This window comes from Treponema socranskii subsp. buccale (assembly GCF_024181585.1).
GTDB lineage: Bacteria > Spirochaetota > Spirochaetia > Treponematales > Treponemataceae > Treponema_D > Treponema_D buccale.
Window position 1 is genome coordinate 315,378 of the sequence record NZ_CP054258.1, and the last position, 15,365, is coordinate 330,742.

Genomic DNA, 15,365 nt, shown 5'->3' on the forward strand with positions numbered 1-15,365 from the left:
CCTCCTCTACAGGCTCCGTATGGATTTTCTGAACTTAGCGATAAAACGATTGTTCCATTCATCGCCGCCCGGACAGTTGCCGCTTCGCCAAACGGGAGGATTGACGCCTTCGTTTACAAGTATATTGATCGCTTCGATTATGATGCCGTTCATCACGAATGCGTTCGCGTATGTGCTGAGCGCACCGATTTTTTGTTCGAAGCCGGGAAGTTCGATTGTCGCATCTCCCAGTTTGATTTTGCAGTCGACCGAACAATCCGCGATTTCATGCAGATTTTTTTTCGACGGATGACGCGCAGGGTGATCTTTCGGACAGGAATTTGCATGGGCATGGGAACTCACGCCGATCACTTTTGCGCCGCGCGATTGTGCGGTTAAGCATGCGTCGATCGTAGCGGAATTGATTCCGTACGCGTTGACTACGATCAGAAGGTCTCCTTCGCCTATGCCGTTGTCTTCGATTACGATTTTACCGTAACCGGGAAGCCGCTCCGCCGCCATCGATTTTAAAGCGCCGTTTGAAAGCATCGTCTCCTGATTTAAGATAGCGTTTATGTGCATGAGGCCGCCGGCGCGGAAAAATACTTCCATCGCCGCGAGATTCGAGTGTCCGCCCGGGCCGAATACATACACGATTTTGTCTTTTTTTACATGGTCTGCGACCATCCGCGCCGCTTTGAGAATATTTTTTTCTTCGGTATCGTATATTTCATCGATAATGCCGAACACTTCTTTACGGTACAGTTTTAAAACATCACCTTCCGTCATTTTACGCCTCCAAAAATATTAATTATTAAAATTATCCAATGCTTTGTTTATAAGCTTTTCCGTTTCCGGGCCGTAGGTTCCGCACAGCGCAAAGTAGATCGCCGAACCGTGCGGCTCGTACCCGCCTTCACGGATCTGTTTTTCGCTGCACAGATAACCGATCATGCCGTTCGTATAACAGACGCACAAACCGTTTTTGTTTTTTTGCCGTACCGACAGCGCATACTGCTGCGACATTTCGGCATTAAAAAAATACACGGGTGTCGAACCGAAATCGACGCGCGTTATTTCAAGCGTTTCATAGTCGCGGAAGTTCTTTTCGATCGCTTTTTGCGCCCATTGACGCATTGTGTCGTCCTCCGCATGAGCCGCAAGTGACGCGACTTCATTTTTTGAAAAATTCTGCACGAGCGGAAGTTTGATCCGGATTTTTCGCAATTCAAGATTTTCCTGAATCGGAGCGCTTTGTGTTTGCAGGGTATCTTTGCACTTTTTGAAAAAGTCATCCGCAAAGGCGATAATTTTTTCAAAATCGACGGAAATAAAACGGTCTCCGAGTACGCTGTTCGGGCGCAAGTCGGCGGTACAGCCCTGCAAAAAAATTGACACGCTTTCTGGATACGCTTCGTCGAAACGCCGTAAAACGATTCCCGCGTAATCCGGATGTACGCTGTTGCCGTCGGAGAGATTATTATGACACGCATAGTGAACGGCGAAGCCTTTCGGTTTTCCGTCTCGTTTTTTTAGGAATTCGAAAATTGTTAAATCGGTGTCGGCCGGCTCTTCGTAATTCGGACACATTTCGATGCCTTTGTCCGTTTTTTTTCTGCGGTACACGTTCATGGCGCATGTGCCGTTAAATCGACGTACGGCAACTTCTTCCGAATCGCGTTCCGCTGCGGCAATTCCGTCGATAATCTTTTGCAATAAAAAATCGATGTAATTGTCGGAAACGGTTTCAAGCAGCGGCGTAAACGCACGCCCCGTTCCGGGGCCAGAGTGATTATGAGACGCCGTAAACAAAACTTCATCTTCGGCGATGCCCTGCTTTTGCCTGAGCAGCGTTCGCACGGTATCGATAAAATCGGGATTCCACCACAATAAATCCGCATATACGATGATGATGCGTTTGCTTGCCGTTTGCCAATAGTGAACGCGCAGAAAAATATCTTCCGTGATACCGCTGAAATTATCCGTTCGGCGTGCATAGCCGCACAGCCTGAGAGGTACCTTCGGAGAAATTACCGATTTTGCACAGCCGAGCCGTATCATAAAAGCTCCGTTATTTTTATAAAATTGCGCAGGATGTGGAAGGGATCTTTTACCGGAAGCGCAACGAGTTTGTCTGCCGGTTTTCCGTCGCGCGTACGTATTTGAATCCATTCTCCGAGTTCCGTATTCGGAAACGTTTTGAAAATATAGTCGAAACTCTGCGTATATATTTTATTAAATTTTTCATCACCCGTAAGCTTGTACAGCAAAAGGTAGGTATACAGGATTTCCGAATGCGGCCACCAGAGTTTCATATCCCACGTATCGGCGATGAGTTTTTCATACGGAGAGTCCGTCGACGTACCGTGCGGTTTCCCTCCTTCAAAATCGACAAAACGGAAGAGTCCTCCGTATTCCGAATCCCATCCGAGATGCCATGTGCGTTCGGCTGTTTTACAGATGCGGGGAAGATACCGTTCGAGAGAGCCGAATGCTTGAAGGAATTCTATTTGGAACCAGATGTCTTCGATCGTGTGACCGGGATTGATATGGCGGTCGAGCAGTCGTTTGTCTTTGTCGGAAAAATCGGATACGAATTCGTTTATATAGCCGTCTTCTTTCATAAGACGCTCGAGTATGAATGACGCGTTCTTTTTTCCGAATTCGACAGCTCCGTCCGAGGGTATGCCGAATGCTTGGAGCATCCGTATATATTCGTAGATCGTATTCGTAAGAATCATCGGAATTCCGTGCGTGCGGCAGCCTTGGGGAATCGGGTAGGGCTCCGTTAAAAACTCGTCCCTTTCTATCCGTCGCTTGATGCTTTCATACAGAGCCTTCGAAGTGTCGATCGCTTCCTGCTTTTTCGACAGTACGGCGTACTGAGCCGAACCTATCAGGGCGAAACAGTCGGCATAGATACTCGCGTCGAAACGGCCGGTACGTTCATCTTTTATCTTTTTGCCGTCTCTGGTAAGCAGATAACAGCACGAACCGTCTTCCATGATGCAATAAGAATTAATAAAATTCCATGTACCGTCCGCCCACGCTTCGAGCGCTGCAGCATCGATGTCCGGCATTGTCTTTTTTTTTGCCGATTCCGAGAGACGGCACAAAATCCACAGCCATCTCCCTTGCGACCACGTAAATTTATTATCGCTTATTTTTTTATCGCCGTAATTGTTAATGCAGTTGAGAATCCCTCCGTTTTCGGGATCGACGAATTTACTCCAATACGGCAAAAAGTTATTTCGGATTTGATCGATATAAAATTTTTTTTCGGCGGGATAATTCATTTATATCTTTCCTCATATAAACGGCGCTTCGAACGATTTTCCGCTGAAGCATATCCGTCTTTTCGAATAGGCAAGCCGAACCGTCGGACTTTCGTTTTGTCCGCCGGTTCGGTTTTTTTGACTTGAAACTTTGTTTATGCTTTTTCTTCGAGATGCCGCAGCATGGTTTCAACTTCGGCGGGTACTTTTTTGCCGGATGCTTTGTTGGCAAATCCCACGGCACAGTATACGACGAAGGCGACAAGGGTCGGCATGATCAGACCGACATCGGGAGGCAATTTTAACGCGCCGGCTTTTGTGAGCACGAATACGAGGAAGCCTCCGATCGTCGAAAGAATTGCGGCTTTTCCGTCCGAGTGCTTAAATGCGGGGAACAATCCGAGCAAAAGCGGAACGGCCGTCGGTCCGAGCAGGGCTGCAAACCACGAGAGGATCATACCTGCGACTCCGCCGAATTTTTGATTGAGCAAACCGATGATGACGGTGAATGCCATAAAGATAAACGTCGTAATGCGTGCAAGCCGGAGGCCTTCTTTGCCTTCCTGATCGATATCTTTTTTGAAAATCGGAAGGATGTCGCGCGTGATAACCGCCGAAATCGTGTTGCAGTCCGACGTGCACATAGAAAGCGTATTTGCATACATTGCGGCGAGCGACAATCCGATCAATCCCGTCGGCAGAAATTTTTTGCTCAGTTCCGCAAATAAATTTTTCGCCGCTTCACCCTGCGTCCATCCCGGGAATACGAGCGGGCCGAGCCACATCGGTGTAAAGACTACGAGCGGCCATATCAAATACAGCAGTGCGGAAAGCAGTGCGCCTTTGTGTGCATTTTTATCGTCTTTGCTTGAAATAAAACGTGTCGCCAAACTCCACGTACCGCCGTTATAGCTCAAGAAAATGACGAAGAAATAAAACAGCGACCACGTAACCGATCCCTGACCTCGTCCGGGGTTAAAGATCGAAATATGTCCCGCCGGCAGCGATTGAAACGCTTGAACCAAGCCGAGATTCATTTCGTTCTTTAAGAAGAGGATCGTGCCGACAAAGAGTACGATGCCGCCGACGGTTTGAATAATCCATTGCGTGAAATCCGTCCACAAGTCCGCGATTAAGCCGCCGACGGACATATAGTAAATTGAAACGAGCGCGGAACTCAGGACACCGACCCAAAACGGAATGCCGGTAAAGCCCTGTACCAGAATACCGATCGAAGCCCACTTTGCACCGACGTCGATAAGCTTGCTTACGATACCCGCAATCGCGACGACAACTTGAGAGGCCGTATCGTAACGCTTTTTGAGATATTCGGTCGGAGACTGGATACCCAGAAATTTACGCAAGCGCGGCCAGCGCGGTACGATGAGTATGGAACCGAGTGCGACCGCGATCGCGATGCTCATACCCCACCAAAAATAAATTTGCGTTCCCGTCGCGTATGCGATACCCGCGTATCCGACGAATACGACGCCCGAATATCCGGTTACGTGGTGCGAAATTCCCGCCAGCCACCACGGAACCTTGCCTCCGGCGACATAAAAATCTTCCGCTGTTTTGACGTTCTTTTTGGAATACAAACCGATCAAAACCATTCCTACAAGGAAAGCGACGACCATGCCGTAATCGACCCAGCTCATTGTTCCTCCTTGAATCGAATCGCAGACAAATCTCCGCATTTGCAGGCAATCCGATCCGTGCGCATCTGCGCATACTTGTTATTATTAAAACTCAATAAATTATTTATTTATTAAGTTTCCGGCACATGCAGTATCTATGTACATACGGGTATGTTTCGTCTTTCGCAAAATACTTGCGGGGCATGTTTCCGAAACGGGGCCTGTAAGGGCGGCGCATGTCGCGTCGTGTTTTTTTGCCGTAGGCACTATACAGAAAATACGTTCGCTCGACACGAGCGTCGGTATCGTAACCGTAAGCGCGTATTCTGGTACGTCGGCGATGATCGGAAAACAACCGTCGTTTACCTGCTGCTGCCGGCATATCGGATCGAGTTTTACTTTTTTTACCGTTTTCGCGTCTTTAAAATCCGCAACTCCCGGATCGTTAAATGCGATATGACCGTTTTCGCCTATTCCCATAAAAGTTATGTGAATGCGCACGCCGTCGAGCAGCGCACCGTACCGCGCCGCTTCTTTGTCGGGATCCGCTTCGCCGTCGATTAAATTGACGCTTTTAAAAGGTACTTTTGAAAACAGCTTTTCCGAAAGAAAGCCGTTGAAAGAATGCGGATCACCCTGTTTTAAACCGACATAATCGTCCATGTGATATGCGTTGATCTTTTCCCACGGAACGGAAACGTCCGCCGTAAGAGCCGCTAAAAAATCGTTTTGCGAAGGTGCCGCTGCAAAGATGCAGTTGAGTTCGCTTCTTTCTTTTAATAATTCTTTGATGCATACGGCGGCGTCGCGGGCGGCGGCTTTGCCCATCTCTTCGCGAGTGTCGTATACAAACAATTCCACTTCGTCAAATCGCAGCTGTTTCATTTTTATCGCCTCACTTTATAATTGATTTTCCGTACCGATTCCCGTTCGATCAATTTCGGTTCGAGCATTATCCGGCTTGCGGTGACGGGTTTGTTTTCAATCCTGTTCAGCAAAATATCCGCCGCGAGCCGTCCCGTATCCACCGCCGATTGGTCGATTGTCGTGAGCGCGGGCACGAACATTGCACCGAACGGAATATTATCGCAGCCGACGATCGAAATATCGGACGGTACGCGTACCCCTTCTTTTTCGAATTTTTTTATCAATCCTATAGCCGTCATATCGTTTACCGCAAAAACCGCATCGGGCAGATAGCGCCGTTTCATCAGCAGTTCGGCGGCAAATTGTCCGCGGTAAAAGTCGTCGTCGAAGTCGTCCCGCCGCTGTTCAAAAACGGCGATCAGCACATTTTGCGCCGAAAAACGCCTGCGCTTTTTTGTAAACGCTTTTTTATACCCTTCAAACAATCGCTTTCTGCTGAACCGGTCGAGCGGCCCCGATACGAAAACGATATCCTTATGTCCCGCATCGAATAAAAACTCTGCGGCGGTTTTTCCTGCCGCAAGAAAATCGAAACTGACGCTGTCGATTTCCGGATAATCATAGGGCTGATCGAACAGCACAAAAGGGACGGGGAGGGCGCGCAGTGTCCTCAAAAAAGCGCCGGCAAGATGTATGCTCGACAACAAAAGCCCCGCAACCTGTTTGCGCTGCAATATGTCCAAATGCTTTGTTTCGAGCTGAAATCGATTTTGCGATGAACAGATAATCGGCATATAGCCGCGCTCGACGCATTCGCGTTCCACAGCCGATACAAGCTCGGCATAAAAGGGATTCGACAGCGACGGAATGATGACACCGATTTCTTTGCTCGTTCCGCCTCTGAGCATCTGCCCGAACACATTCGGCTTATAATGCATACCGAGCGCGATCCGAAGGATTTCTTTGCGGACTTCGCGGCTTACCGGATAATCCGAACCGCTCAAAACGCGCGACACCGTAGCGGAAGACACGCCCGCTTTTTTTGCGATATCGGAAATAGTCGGCCTTTTTTTCGGTTTATCCTGCATAGTGTCGATTTCCATTACAGCAAACGTTTACTATAGGGTAAGTCCATTTCCCCGATTTGTCAATAATTATTTTTATATTTTAATTTGTTGTAATATAATGAATTAAGAAAATAGATGAGAAAATCAAGATATAAAAAGTGAAAAACGTATAAAAAAATTGTTTTTTTTATTGCATCGATATAGAATAATATTTCTGTTAAAAAACAGAACCGAGCTCGGCTATGCGGCTGTGCTTTTATCCCGTACGTACATTGCGCGCGCATTGCCGGCGTCGTAAAAATGTAATACAATGCTTCGTATGCATTTTGACATCATCGATACCCTGTATTCCCTGCCCGGAATCGTCATCGGGCTTACGCTGCACGAATACTGCCACGCACTCGCCGCGTACAAGCTCGGAGACGGAACGGCAAAAGCGGACGGAAGGCTCACCTTCGATCCGATCAAACACATCGACCCGATCGGTTTTTTGTTTATCGTCATCGCGGGCTTCGGCTGGGCAAAACCCGTTTCGTTCGACCCGCGGAATTTGGCGCATCCGAGACGGGACAGAGTTATCATCGCGCTTGCAGGTCCGCTGTCGAATCTTACGCTCGGCATCGTCTCTCTTTTTATTGTAAAATTGTTCAGGCTTGCGGGCATTCACATTTCGTCGTTGCCGCTGTTTGCCGTGTACAAAACCGTTTTTTACGTGCTCCTTTATACGGCGACGATCAACCTCGGATTGTTTATCTTCAATATTTTGCCCATCCCGCCGCTCGACGGCAGTCACGTATTTTTTTCGGGGATGAACCTCAGCAAAGAAAAAGAAGCGCGCTTTATGCAATGGGGCACTTTCGCTTTATTCGCCCTCATCGCAGCCGAGCGGGCGACAGGCATCGACTTTATTCCTATCGGCGCCTTTGTCAATAAAGTCGTATCGTTGGTGTTGTGAGCCGTATATTGCAAACTATCCGACGGAACGCTTTTGCGCTGCAACGCGGATAGTTTGCCCTGTAAAAAACAGTAATAATACAAGTGTGTTATTTTTCATCCTTCCAATTGTCTTCACCGGCGGTTGCTTTATCGATATCCGTATTCCCTGTAAGAATTAACGGTTCCGGCATTATGATTTTGTCATCGTAATCCGAAGAGCCGTCGGCGTGGCGGGGCCAAGTAACGCGGGAGAGGTCGCAGGTATTATTTTTTATTAAGTTTTCATATTCTTTAAGGGTTGCTTCATTTATCCTGCAGAATGTATGAATAAACACGTCATCGATATAAAAATCAAGATAATCCCCGTCAATAATTATTTTTGCAGAATGAATATCATATTCATATTCTTTAAATGGGATTTCCGTTTTTATAAAATTGCTATAATATAAATCGGACTTTTGTACAATCCCAATTAAAGAAAAAATAATCTGATTATTTTTTACAGTAACATTTCTTACGGTCATATAATATGGGAAACAAAATATAGACAATGTTTCACCACTGTAATTCCAGGCTAAATAAAAATTACCGAGTCTTTTATGCTTCATCTCTTCATCAGTATTAACTCTGAATTCCAAAAAAGCGTTTGGGACTCCAGTATACCAATACAAATATGTTTTGAAATCTACCTCTGATAGCTCCGGAGCATGATAAACAGATGGATATAATTCAATTAATTTATCTCTATTTTGTGCTTTTAATACTTCAAAATCTTCATAAATGACAAAACTTTCTTTAGCTAATTTCTTTTCAACATTATCAGAGAATAGTTTGGAACTAATAAAGATTAATAAAAATATTATTATAATTCGATATTTATTCATTTTCATCCTTACAATTGTTTTTACCGGCGGTTGTTTTATCGAGACTCGTGTTTTTCGTAGAAATTAACGGTTCCGGCATTATGATTTTGTCATCGTAATCCGAAGTGCCGTCGGCGTGGCGGGGCCAGGTAACTTTTGAAAGATCGCATTTATTCGTTTGGATTAGATTATTGTATTGATTCAATGTCTCATTATCCACTTTGCAAAAGGTATCATAATAGTCAGTTAAATTATTGAGATAAACTCCAAGATAATCTCCGTCAAACCGTAAAATTATCGTACATTCGTCTTCCTGTATCGGCCAACTTGAAAAAGGTGATTTATTTTCATTTTTTTTGCAGTTGAATGTTTTTACAACATTTATATAAAAACATCCGTTTTCATAGTTGATCTCATCCATGTAAAATGATAATAAATCTAATTCTTTCCCCCAAGTTACGCATAAATTGTCTTGGTCACGATATAAATCTTTTATAATGCAAAAAGTAGAAAAACAGTCCTGCTCATCCCATCGTATGGTTTTCTCTTCTAATTCATGATAAAATGTTAAAGTTTCAATATTAGTGAAATATTTTTTTATACTTTCTTTGTTTTCAGTATGCAGTATTTTAAGACAATTTTCCGGAATCCAAAAAGAATCATTCTTTTCAAGAATCCTATCATATAAACTTTTCTTAGGCGAAGCAAAAGTATTTAAACTTATAAAAATCAAAACTATATAAAGTAATTTTTTTTTCATGGCATAACATTTCCTTCCTTAACAAGTTCTGCCGGTCACAGGAATAATAGTATGTATTTTCCTACCTTCCGAACAACCCCTTAAGCGCGCCGGCGGCTTTTTGTACGGCGTCGCTTCCGGTTTGGCCTGCGAGCTGTTTGAGTATGTCCCGCTGCGCTTTTTCGAGCGCGGCGTTTATATCGCCGAAATTCGCTTCCTGCAATTTGATGCCGTTTTGAATATCCGTAAGCTTTGCGATTTCTGCCGAAACGCCGCCCGTTTTTTCGGCAAGCAGTTCGTTCACTTTTTCGCGCGCGGAAGCGGTGATCGACGCGAGTTCGGATGCGAGCATGCTTTGAAAAACGGCGGCGAAGCGTTCGGCCGCATCGGTGTCGAGCGAAAGCGTAACGCCCGATTCGAGTGCATAGCCTGCGGTAAAGCCGACTTTGAGCGCGGTAAAGCGTTCCGTCGCTTTGCGGTAGATTTCGTATACGGGAGCGGGTTCGAAAGACGGAGTTGCGATTTTCATACCGCTCATATCGATTGCACCCTGCACGCGAAAGCTTCCGTCGTCATCACCGAGTACGGTACACGAAAGGGCGGACGAGTGCGCGGCAAGCGAATATGCGTCGTCGATTTTCAGTGAAAGCGGAAAACCCGATCCGCTGTACTTTGCGAACAAAAGCGGATTATCCGTTTTGCGTCTCCCGTCGATAACGGCGCTTATCGCGTTGTCGATTCCTTTAACGGCGAAAGCGGCGGAAAGCTCTGCGGGCTTTCCGCGCTTGTCGGGATCGCTTGAAACTTCTTTTGCCGACATGCTCCAGTTTGCACCGGAGCCGTACGCTTTTTCGATTAAAAACTTCGGAACGGTATCGTTTTTATAATAGATATCCGTGCCCTTCATGCGTCGCGAAACTTTTTTCGCTTTCTTTTTTGCAGGCTTCGGTGCAGCTTTGCTTTTAAATTGAAGGGCCGTATCGATTCCTTTTTGCACGTAGGGATAATACGTGCCGAAAAGATTGTACATAAACGCCGTAAGCACTTTGTTGAAGACGCCGCCGATGCCGTCGTTTTTGAGCGTTTTGAATTTGACAATCTCTTTGTCGATGAGCGCTTTGTCGGACGCGATCGCAGCCCCGATTTCTTTCGAAAGCCGCTCGGCCTTTTCGGTATCGCTTTTGAAGTCCGCCCCGATTTTTTCAGTCTGCGTTTTTATGTTTTTTCCCTGCACGACGGCGGCGTTGATCGCATCGAGCGCTTCTTTTAATTTTACGGGATCTTTTACGCCCGCCCAATCGGTTTTGATAAGAGTATCGACGGAACTTGAAAATTCGCGAATCGATTTTTCCATCGACTGGGGCGTATCCTTCCACTTTGCGACCGTCTCTTCGATCGCGGTCTTTGTGCTTTCCGCCATCGCCGGAGATTTCAAATTGCTTTCGACGTTTTCAATAATCGTTTGAGGATTGTATTCGGCAAAGGTATCGGAAAGCGTTTTTTGCACGTCGGCAAGGAGCGCCTTTTGCATGTCGGCGATGCGGCTTTCGTTTTGTTTTTCTTCGCGCTTTTGTTTTATCGGAATATAGCCGGACGTCTTCCGCTCGGTACCGATGAGCACGTCCGCGACGGTGATGTTTTCCGTGTCGAATTTGCCGCGCAGCAGTTCGGTCAAATTGAAATCGAACGTGATTTCCCCGACTTGAAAGATGTTTTTCATCACATCGTTTTTGTTTGCCTGCTGCAAATCTTTTATCGTAAGCTTTGCGCCGAATATTTGAAAATCGAGGTAACCGATGTCGGCTTTTGCTTGGAAAGCGCTTTGCATTCCCGCGACGATCGCGCGCTTTACGATGATGTTTTTAAACATACCGACAACGACGCAGACGGCGACTATGGCACCGATGAGGGCGGCAAGCGGAATAAGCTTGACGCCGAATTTCTGCTGCCGTATTTCTTTTGCGATAGTTTTAAGGCGGATAAAATCCGCTTTGACGATTTCCGAATTTTTCGGAATGCGGACGCTGCCCGTTTTATCCGCATCGGCGGTAAAATAATTATTAATAAATTCTTTATCCGCCGCTACGTATATTTTTTTCAGTATTTTCTTTTCGAATTGCTTTTGCGTATAAGATTTTTTTAACAATCCGGGGAGTTTTTTTGCGGGAACGGTTTTTTGCGTTTCAGCGACTGTTGTTTTCATACTTACACAAGCTCCGACGCCTTTGCGGCTATTTTTGAAATAATCGGCAGCGCACCGATCGCTTTTCCGATTTTGCTGTTTTTGACGGCGCCTGCGATGACCGTGCGCCACTGTTTGATCAGCAGGATTGCAAGGAGAAAAAGCGGTACATAGCAGACTATGCCGCAGACGAGGGAGCCGCACACGATCGTATTGTTGAATCTCGTAAAGCCGACGAACGGAACGTCGAGCAGATATGAAAAAATCGGTTCGAGCGGAGCAAACGTAAGAACGGCATAGCCGGTTTTATGGAAAAGCGGGTCGAGCAGGGGAGAGACAAGAGAGCCGATCGCCATTGCGATAAGGTACGCGCCCTTATTGATCCGCATAAATAAAAACAGTACGACGAGCAAATACCACAGCAGATTGTTCTTCGGCATAAAGCCGAGTATGAGCCCGAGGCAAAGCGCGTTCGCGATTTCCGACGGCTTTGAATTCGAATTGAGCGCGCGGAATAATTTGACGATATTTGCGATCATCGGATCCCTCCGAAAGTAATAGGTTGAATTTCGATCTTTGTTAAACTCGAAGGGCAGTCGAAAAAGCAATCCGCTTTTGCAACCGCCCGTCATATTATTAATTATTCAGAACGGCTGCGGCGAGTTCCGCACCTTTTTTTTCAAGCGCCTGTAAATCGGCTTCGGTCGGAACGCCCTGCCATTCGTACTGTTCGAACTGTTCCCACTTGAGCGGAGCTGAAATTTCGTCGTACTCTTTTTTTGCGCCTCCCGACCAGCCCCAGCTTCCGATGCGCAGCGCTTTTTTCCCTGTGATGTGCTTGCGGTTGAAAAGATCGAGAATGTGCGCCATAGCCGGAAAGAGTTTGTATTCGTACGTCGGAGCGGCTATGACGATGCCGCGGGAACGGAGAGCGGCTGCGAGCACGTGAGAATCGTCGGTTCCGGGAACCTGCAAAAAATCGACTTTGATAGAAGCGTCGGTCTCTTTGATGCCTCGCACAACGGCTTCCGCGCCTTTTTTCGTATTGCCGTACATGGACGAGCAGATGACGCAGATTTCTTTTTCACCCGCTCCCGTCGTATTGTACGAAGCGAAGCGTTCGTAGGCGGCAACGATCCGTTCGGGATGCGCTCTCCAAATGATGCCGTGGCTCGGCGCAATCGTTTTGATCGCAAGGTTTTCGGCGCGGAGCTTTTCGATCGCTTTTTTGACAAAGGGGCTGAAGCTTGCAACGATCGTCGCGTAGTAGCGAAGGCTTTCTTCTTCGAACGATGCGAGTTCGCTTTCGGAAAATTCGTCGTCGAATACGCGTTCTCCGGTCGTGCCGTAGCCGCCGAAAGCGTCGCAGCTGAAAAGCGTTCCCGACGCCGCATCGAACGTACACATCGTTTCAGGCCAATGCACGTTCGGGATTTCGTAAAACGCGAGCGCTTTGCCGCCGCCGAGATCGAGCACGTCGCCCGATTTTACTTCGCGGATTTTAAGAGAGGGACATCCGTCGGCCGCTTTGATAAAATTCTTTACGAGAGCCGCACCCTTTGCGGTCGCGATGATTTCGACGTCAGGGTTTTGCTTTACGAATTCGGGTAAAAATCCCGTGTGATCCGGCTCAAGGTGATTGAGGATGAGGCAGTCGATTTTTTTGCCGCCCTCGATTTCGCCGAGCTGTTTTTCCAAAAGGTCGACGGCTTCGCTCCAATCGGCGGTGAGATCGATAAGCGCGTTTTTTTCTCCGCGCACAAAATACGAATTGAGCGTCACGCCGTTCGGGATCGGCCAATAACCTTCGAACAAAGGCTGATGACGGATATCCGAATGAATGACGGAAATATACGGTGTAATTGAAACGGTACTCATATCGCCATTTTAGCAATGAAACGCTATGTAGACAAGCCGGCCGGCTGGAGCGGAGTGGAGTTGGCTGTCCGGCGCGGAGCTTTTCGCTTATTGCAAGTCATGTACGGAACATCTCGTTCATTCGTTCACTGAAAGGCATGTGCGGCCGCCGCGCTTTGTACCGCCGACACTACGACAAAAAGAGTTCGAAGTGTCGCAATCGGTTTCGGCGTTGACACATCGCGCTTTCGACTTTACTATAGCGGTAGTATCGGCCTCTGCGCCGCAATTTATAAACAGGAGACTTTCATGGGAGTGCCTCTCGTAGAAAAATGTAAAAAATATTTTGCCGAACTTACCGAAGCGTCGCGCGCCGCGGCAAAGATCGATGAAGAAAACGTATATCAGGAAGCGAATCCCCTTACTCGGAAAATTATGGACGAATTGCTGTCGGAAATCATGCTGCCGGGTTCGGGAATCGTTAATATCGAAAATTTCAAAGCTTTTTACCGTGCGATAACCGAAGAAGGCAAAAGCGGCCTCATTTTGATGGAACACTATACGAACCTCGATTTGCCCGCCATCTGTTATCTCCTCGATCATGCGGGAGAGGAGTGGGCGAGGGATTTGTCGAAGCGGATCGTCGCCGTCGCCGGCATGAAGCTCAACGAAGAAAGCCCCATCGTGCGCGCGTGGGCGGAAGGCTTTACGCGAGTGGTCATCTATCCGACGCGCAGTCTCGATAAAGTCGCAGCGAACGCGCAGTTGGAAACGGAAATCGAAGAAGAAAAAAAGCGTGCGCGCAAAATCAATTTGGCGGCGATGCACGCTATGGACGATTGCAAAAAAAGAGGCCAGACGATACTCGTGTTTCCGAGCGGCACGCGCTACAGGCCGGGCAAGCCCGAAACGAAACGCGGCCTGCGCGAAATCGACAGCTATCTGCGCCTCTTCGACGTCATGTTGCTCGTGTCGATCAACGGCAACTGCCTCCGCATCAATCCGGAAGCGCCCGACAATATGATGATGGATTTAATTGAAAACGATAAAATTACGCTGTCGGCGTCTCCCGTCATCGATTGCAAACAGTTTCGGCGCGACGTGCTCGCGAGTTTGCCGGAAACCGAAGAAGACGCAAAGCAAAAGATCGTCGACCGCGTCATGGCGATTTTGGAAGAGCAGCACGAAGCGGCGGAAGCGGGACGAAAGTAGCGCTGCATTGCACGCGTGCGTCTGCGGCAAACCGAAATCGATATGCCTGTGAGTATGGCGTACGCGAGTGTTCGTAAAGTGCGGTGCACACGTGTGCGAAAGTTGCGTGCAGGCAGGGGAAAGGGAAGCGGCCGGCGATACCTCTGATATATTAATTAAGCCTAAAAGAATAATTCGGAAATTCCATCTTATGTAAACAATTGATAAAATCTTTTATGTATTTATTATTATCTTTGTGCGTGTCTTCTATGCAATCGATATACATTTCAATAAATACATTTTTTTCTTCACATTTCATGTATGCGATTTGTTGATAATGACCGTGTCCTTCTTTTTTCTTTAAGTCGTATAATTTATATTGCCATTTATTCAATTGAGTCGAATACTCGGCCGAACCGATTTTTGTTAATTTATAATCGGGCAGATAGTCGTTTAGATTTTTAATCATATCCGATTCGAATTTTTCCAATGTAAAATCTTTCGGCGGAAAATACAGCTTTACATTTATATACACGGGAGTTTCATTCATACCGTATTCTTTTATAAAAAATACTCCGTTAATGCCGTATCGTGCTGCGGCGTTCATATCTACCATCCAATAATTCGGAAGAGGAATACTTAATAAAAAATTATCGCCGTATATTGAGAATGCCAGCAGTTCTTCATCTTTGTCTTTTGCCGAAATTGATATTGCGATTTGTAAAAGCACTGATACCAAAATAAAAATTCGATTTATTTTCTTCATTTATTC

The 15,365-nt window shown here is 46.7% G+C and carries 14 protein-coding genes; 2 read left to right on the forward strand and 12 right to left on the reverse strand.

The genetic code is table 11. From position 1 onward, the window contains the following. Positions 1-6 precede the first annotated feature (6 nt). The 6 genes from HRI97_RS01480 to HRI97_RS01505 all read right to left on the reverse strand — a co-directional run bounded on the left by HRI97_RS01480 (position 7) and on the right by HRI97_RS01505 (position 6,861). On the reverse strand, positions 7-768 hold the full coding sequence (locus HRI97_RS01480) for a sugar isomerase domain-containing protein (RefSeq protein ID WP_253726173.1): 762 nt from the start codon (positions 766-768) through the stop codon (positions 7-9). 18 nt (positions 769-786) lie between these two features. Further along, positions 787-2,040, reverse strand: coding sequence for a neutral/alkaline non-lysosomal ceramidase N-terminal domain-containing protein (locus tag HRI97_RS01485; RefSeq protein ID WP_253726174.1), 1,254 nt, complete (start codon positions 2,038-2,040; stop codon positions 787-789). Then, entirely contained in the window at positions 2,037-3,275 is a 1,239-nt protein-coding gene (locus HRI97_RS01490; RefSeq protein WP_253726175.1) for an AGE family epimerase/isomerase, read from the reverse strand. The genes HRI97_RS01485 and HRI97_RS01490 overlap by 4 nt, the downstream gene beginning before the upstream one ends. Before the next feature lie 134 nt (positions 3,276-3,409). Continuing rightward, positions 3,410-4,912 (reverse strand): sodium:solute symporter family protein, encoded by a 1,503-nt coding sequence (locus HRI97_RS01495; protein ID WP_253726176.1) that lies wholly within the window; start codon positions 4,910-4,912, stop codon positions 3,410-3,412. A 99-nt stretch (positions 4,913-5,011) separates the two neighbouring features. Continuing rightward, a complete protein-coding gene (locus tag HRI97_RS01500; protein WP_253726177.1) occupies positions 5,012-5,776 on the reverse strand; it encodes a 6-phosphogluconolactonase in 765 nt (254 codons plus the stop codon). Positions 5,777-5,778: 2 nt separating this feature from the next. Beyond that, positions 5,779-6,861: a LacI family DNA-binding transcriptional regulator gene (locus HRI97_RS01505; protein ID WP_253726178.1), complete on the reverse strand. Its 1,083-nt coding sequence runs from the start codon at positions 6,859-6,861 to the stop codon at positions 5,779-5,781. A gap of 283 nt (positions 6,862-7,144) precedes the next feature. Between HRI97_RS01505 and HRI97_RS01510 the strand changes: the two genes are divergently transcribed. Further along, positions 7,145-7,780, forward strand: a complete 636-nt coding sequence (locus tag HRI97_RS01510; protein WP_253726179.1) for a site-2 protease family protein — start codon at positions 7,145-7,147, stop codon at positions 7,778-7,780. An 88-nt stretch (positions 7,781-7,868) separates the two neighbouring features. Here the strand turns inward: HRI97_RS01510 and HRI97_RS01515 are convergent, their stop codons facing one another. The 5 genes from HRI97_RS01515 to HRI97_RS01535 form a co-directional block, all read right to left on the reverse strand. Further along, positions 7,869-8,651, reverse strand: a complete 783-nt coding sequence (locus tag HRI97_RS01515; protein ID WP_253726180.1) for a hypothetical protein — start codon at positions 8,649-8,651, stop codon at positions 7,869-7,871. After that, entirely contained in the window at positions 8,638-9,384 is a 747-nt protein-coding gene (locus HRI97_RS01520; protein WP_253726181.1) for a hypothetical protein, read from the reverse strand. Before HRI97_RS01520 ends, HRI97_RS01515 begins: the two co-directional genes overlap by 14 nt. 61 nt (positions 9,385-9,445) lie before the next feature. Further along, positions 9,446-11,566 carry a TIGR03545 family protein gene (locus HRI97_RS01525; protein WP_253726182.1) on the reverse strand — a complete coding sequence of 707 codons (2,121 nt, stop codon included), beginning with the start codon at positions 11,564-11,566 and terminating at the stop codon, positions 9,446-9,448. A gap of 2 nt (positions 11,567-11,568) precedes the next feature. Then, the gene (locus HRI97_RS01530; RefSeq protein WP_253726183.1) at positions 11,569-12,084 is read right to left on the reverse strand and encodes a TIGR03546 family protein; all 516 of its coding nucleotides are present in this window, start codon (positions 12,082-12,084) and stop codon (positions 11,569-11,571) included. Between the two features lie 97 nt (positions 12,085-12,181). Further along, complete coding sequence (locus tag HRI97_RS01535) at positions 12,182-13,423, reverse strand: FprA family A-type flavoprotein (protein WP_253726184.1); 1,242 nt, start codon at positions 13,421-13,423, stop codon at positions 12,182-12,184. A gap of 288 nt (positions 13,424-13,711) precedes the next feature. Here HRI97_RS01535 and HRI97_RS01540 point away from each other — a divergent pair, with 288 nt between their 5' ends. Beyond that, positions 13,712-14,614 carry a lysophospholipid acyltransferase family protein gene (locus HRI97_RS01540; RefSeq protein ID WP_253726185.1) on the forward strand — a complete coding sequence of 301 codons (903 nt, stop codon included), beginning with the start codon at positions 13,712-13,714 and terminating at the stop codon, positions 14,612-14,614. A gap of 151 nt (positions 14,615-14,765) precedes the next feature. Here the strand turns inward: HRI97_RS01540 and HRI97_RS01545 are convergent, their stop codons facing one another. Continuing rightward, positions 14,766-15,359: a hypothetical protein gene (locus tag HRI97_RS01545; RefSeq protein ID WP_253726186.1), complete on the reverse strand. Its 594-nt coding sequence runs from the start codon at positions 15,357-15,359 to the stop codon at positions 14,766-14,768. Positions 15,360-15,365: the final 6 nt, after the last annotated feature.

What these genes read in the sequence shown, in the direction of transcription:
- HRI97_RS01480 (WP_253726173.1), bottom strand. Translation starts at nt 768, where the DNA reads ATGACGGAAGGTGATGTTTTAAAACTGTACCGTAAAGAAGTGTTCGGC.
- HRI97_RS01485 (WP_253726174.1), bottom strand. Translation starts at nt 2,040, where the DNA reads ATGATACGGCTCGGCTGTGCAAAATCGGTAATTTCTCCGAAGGTACCT.
- HRI97_RS01490 (WP_253726175.1), bottom strand. Translation starts at nt 3,275, where the DNA reads ATGAATTATCCCGCCGAAAAAAAATTTTATATCGATCAAATCCGAAAT.
- HRI97_RS01495 (WP_253726176.1), bottom strand. Translation starts at nt 4,912, where the DNA reads ATGAGCTGGGTCGATTACGGCATGGTCGTCGCTTTCCTTGTAGGAATG.
- HRI97_RS01500 (WP_253726177.1), bottom strand. Translation starts at nt 5,776, where the DNA reads ATGAAACAGCTGCGATTTGACGAAGTGGAATTGTTTGTATACGACACT.
- HRI97_RS01505 (WP_253726178.1), bottom strand. Translation starts at nt 6,861, where the DNA reads ATGGAAATCGACACTATGCAGGATAAACCGAAAAAAAGGCCGACTATT.
- HRI97_RS01510 (WP_253726179.1), top strand. Translation starts at nt 7,145, where the DNA reads ATGCATTTTGACATCATCGATACCCTGTATTCCCTGCCCGGAATCGTC.
- HRI97_RS01515 (WP_253726180.1), bottom strand. Translation starts at nt 8,651, where the DNA reads ATGAAAATGAATAAATATCGAATTATAATAATATTTTTATTAATCTTT.
- HRI97_RS01520 (WP_253726181.1), bottom strand. Translation starts at nt 9,384, where the DNA reads ATGAAAAAAAAATTACTTTATATAGTTTTGATTTTTATAAGTTTAAAT.
- HRI97_RS01525 (WP_253726182.1), bottom strand. Translation starts at nt 11,566, where the DNA reads ATGAAAACAACAGTCGCTGAAACGCAAAAAACCGTTCCCGCAAAAAAA.
- HRI97_RS01530 (WP_253726183.1), bottom strand. Translation starts at nt 12,084, where the DNA reads ATGATCGCAAATATCGTCAAATTATTCCGCGCGCTCAATTCGAATTCA.
- HRI97_RS01535 (WP_253726184.1), bottom strand. Translation starts at nt 13,423, where the DNA reads ATGAGTACCGTTTCAATTACACCGTATATTTCCGTCATTCATTCGGAT.
- HRI97_RS01540 (WP_253726185.1), top strand. Translation starts at nt 13,712, where the DNA reads ATGGGAGTGCCTCTCGTAGAAAAATGTAAAAAATATTTTGCCGAACTT.
- HRI97_RS01545 (WP_253726186.1), bottom strand. Translation starts at nt 15,359, where the DNA reads ATGAAGAAAATAAATCGAATTTTTATTTTGGTATCAGTGCTTTTACAA.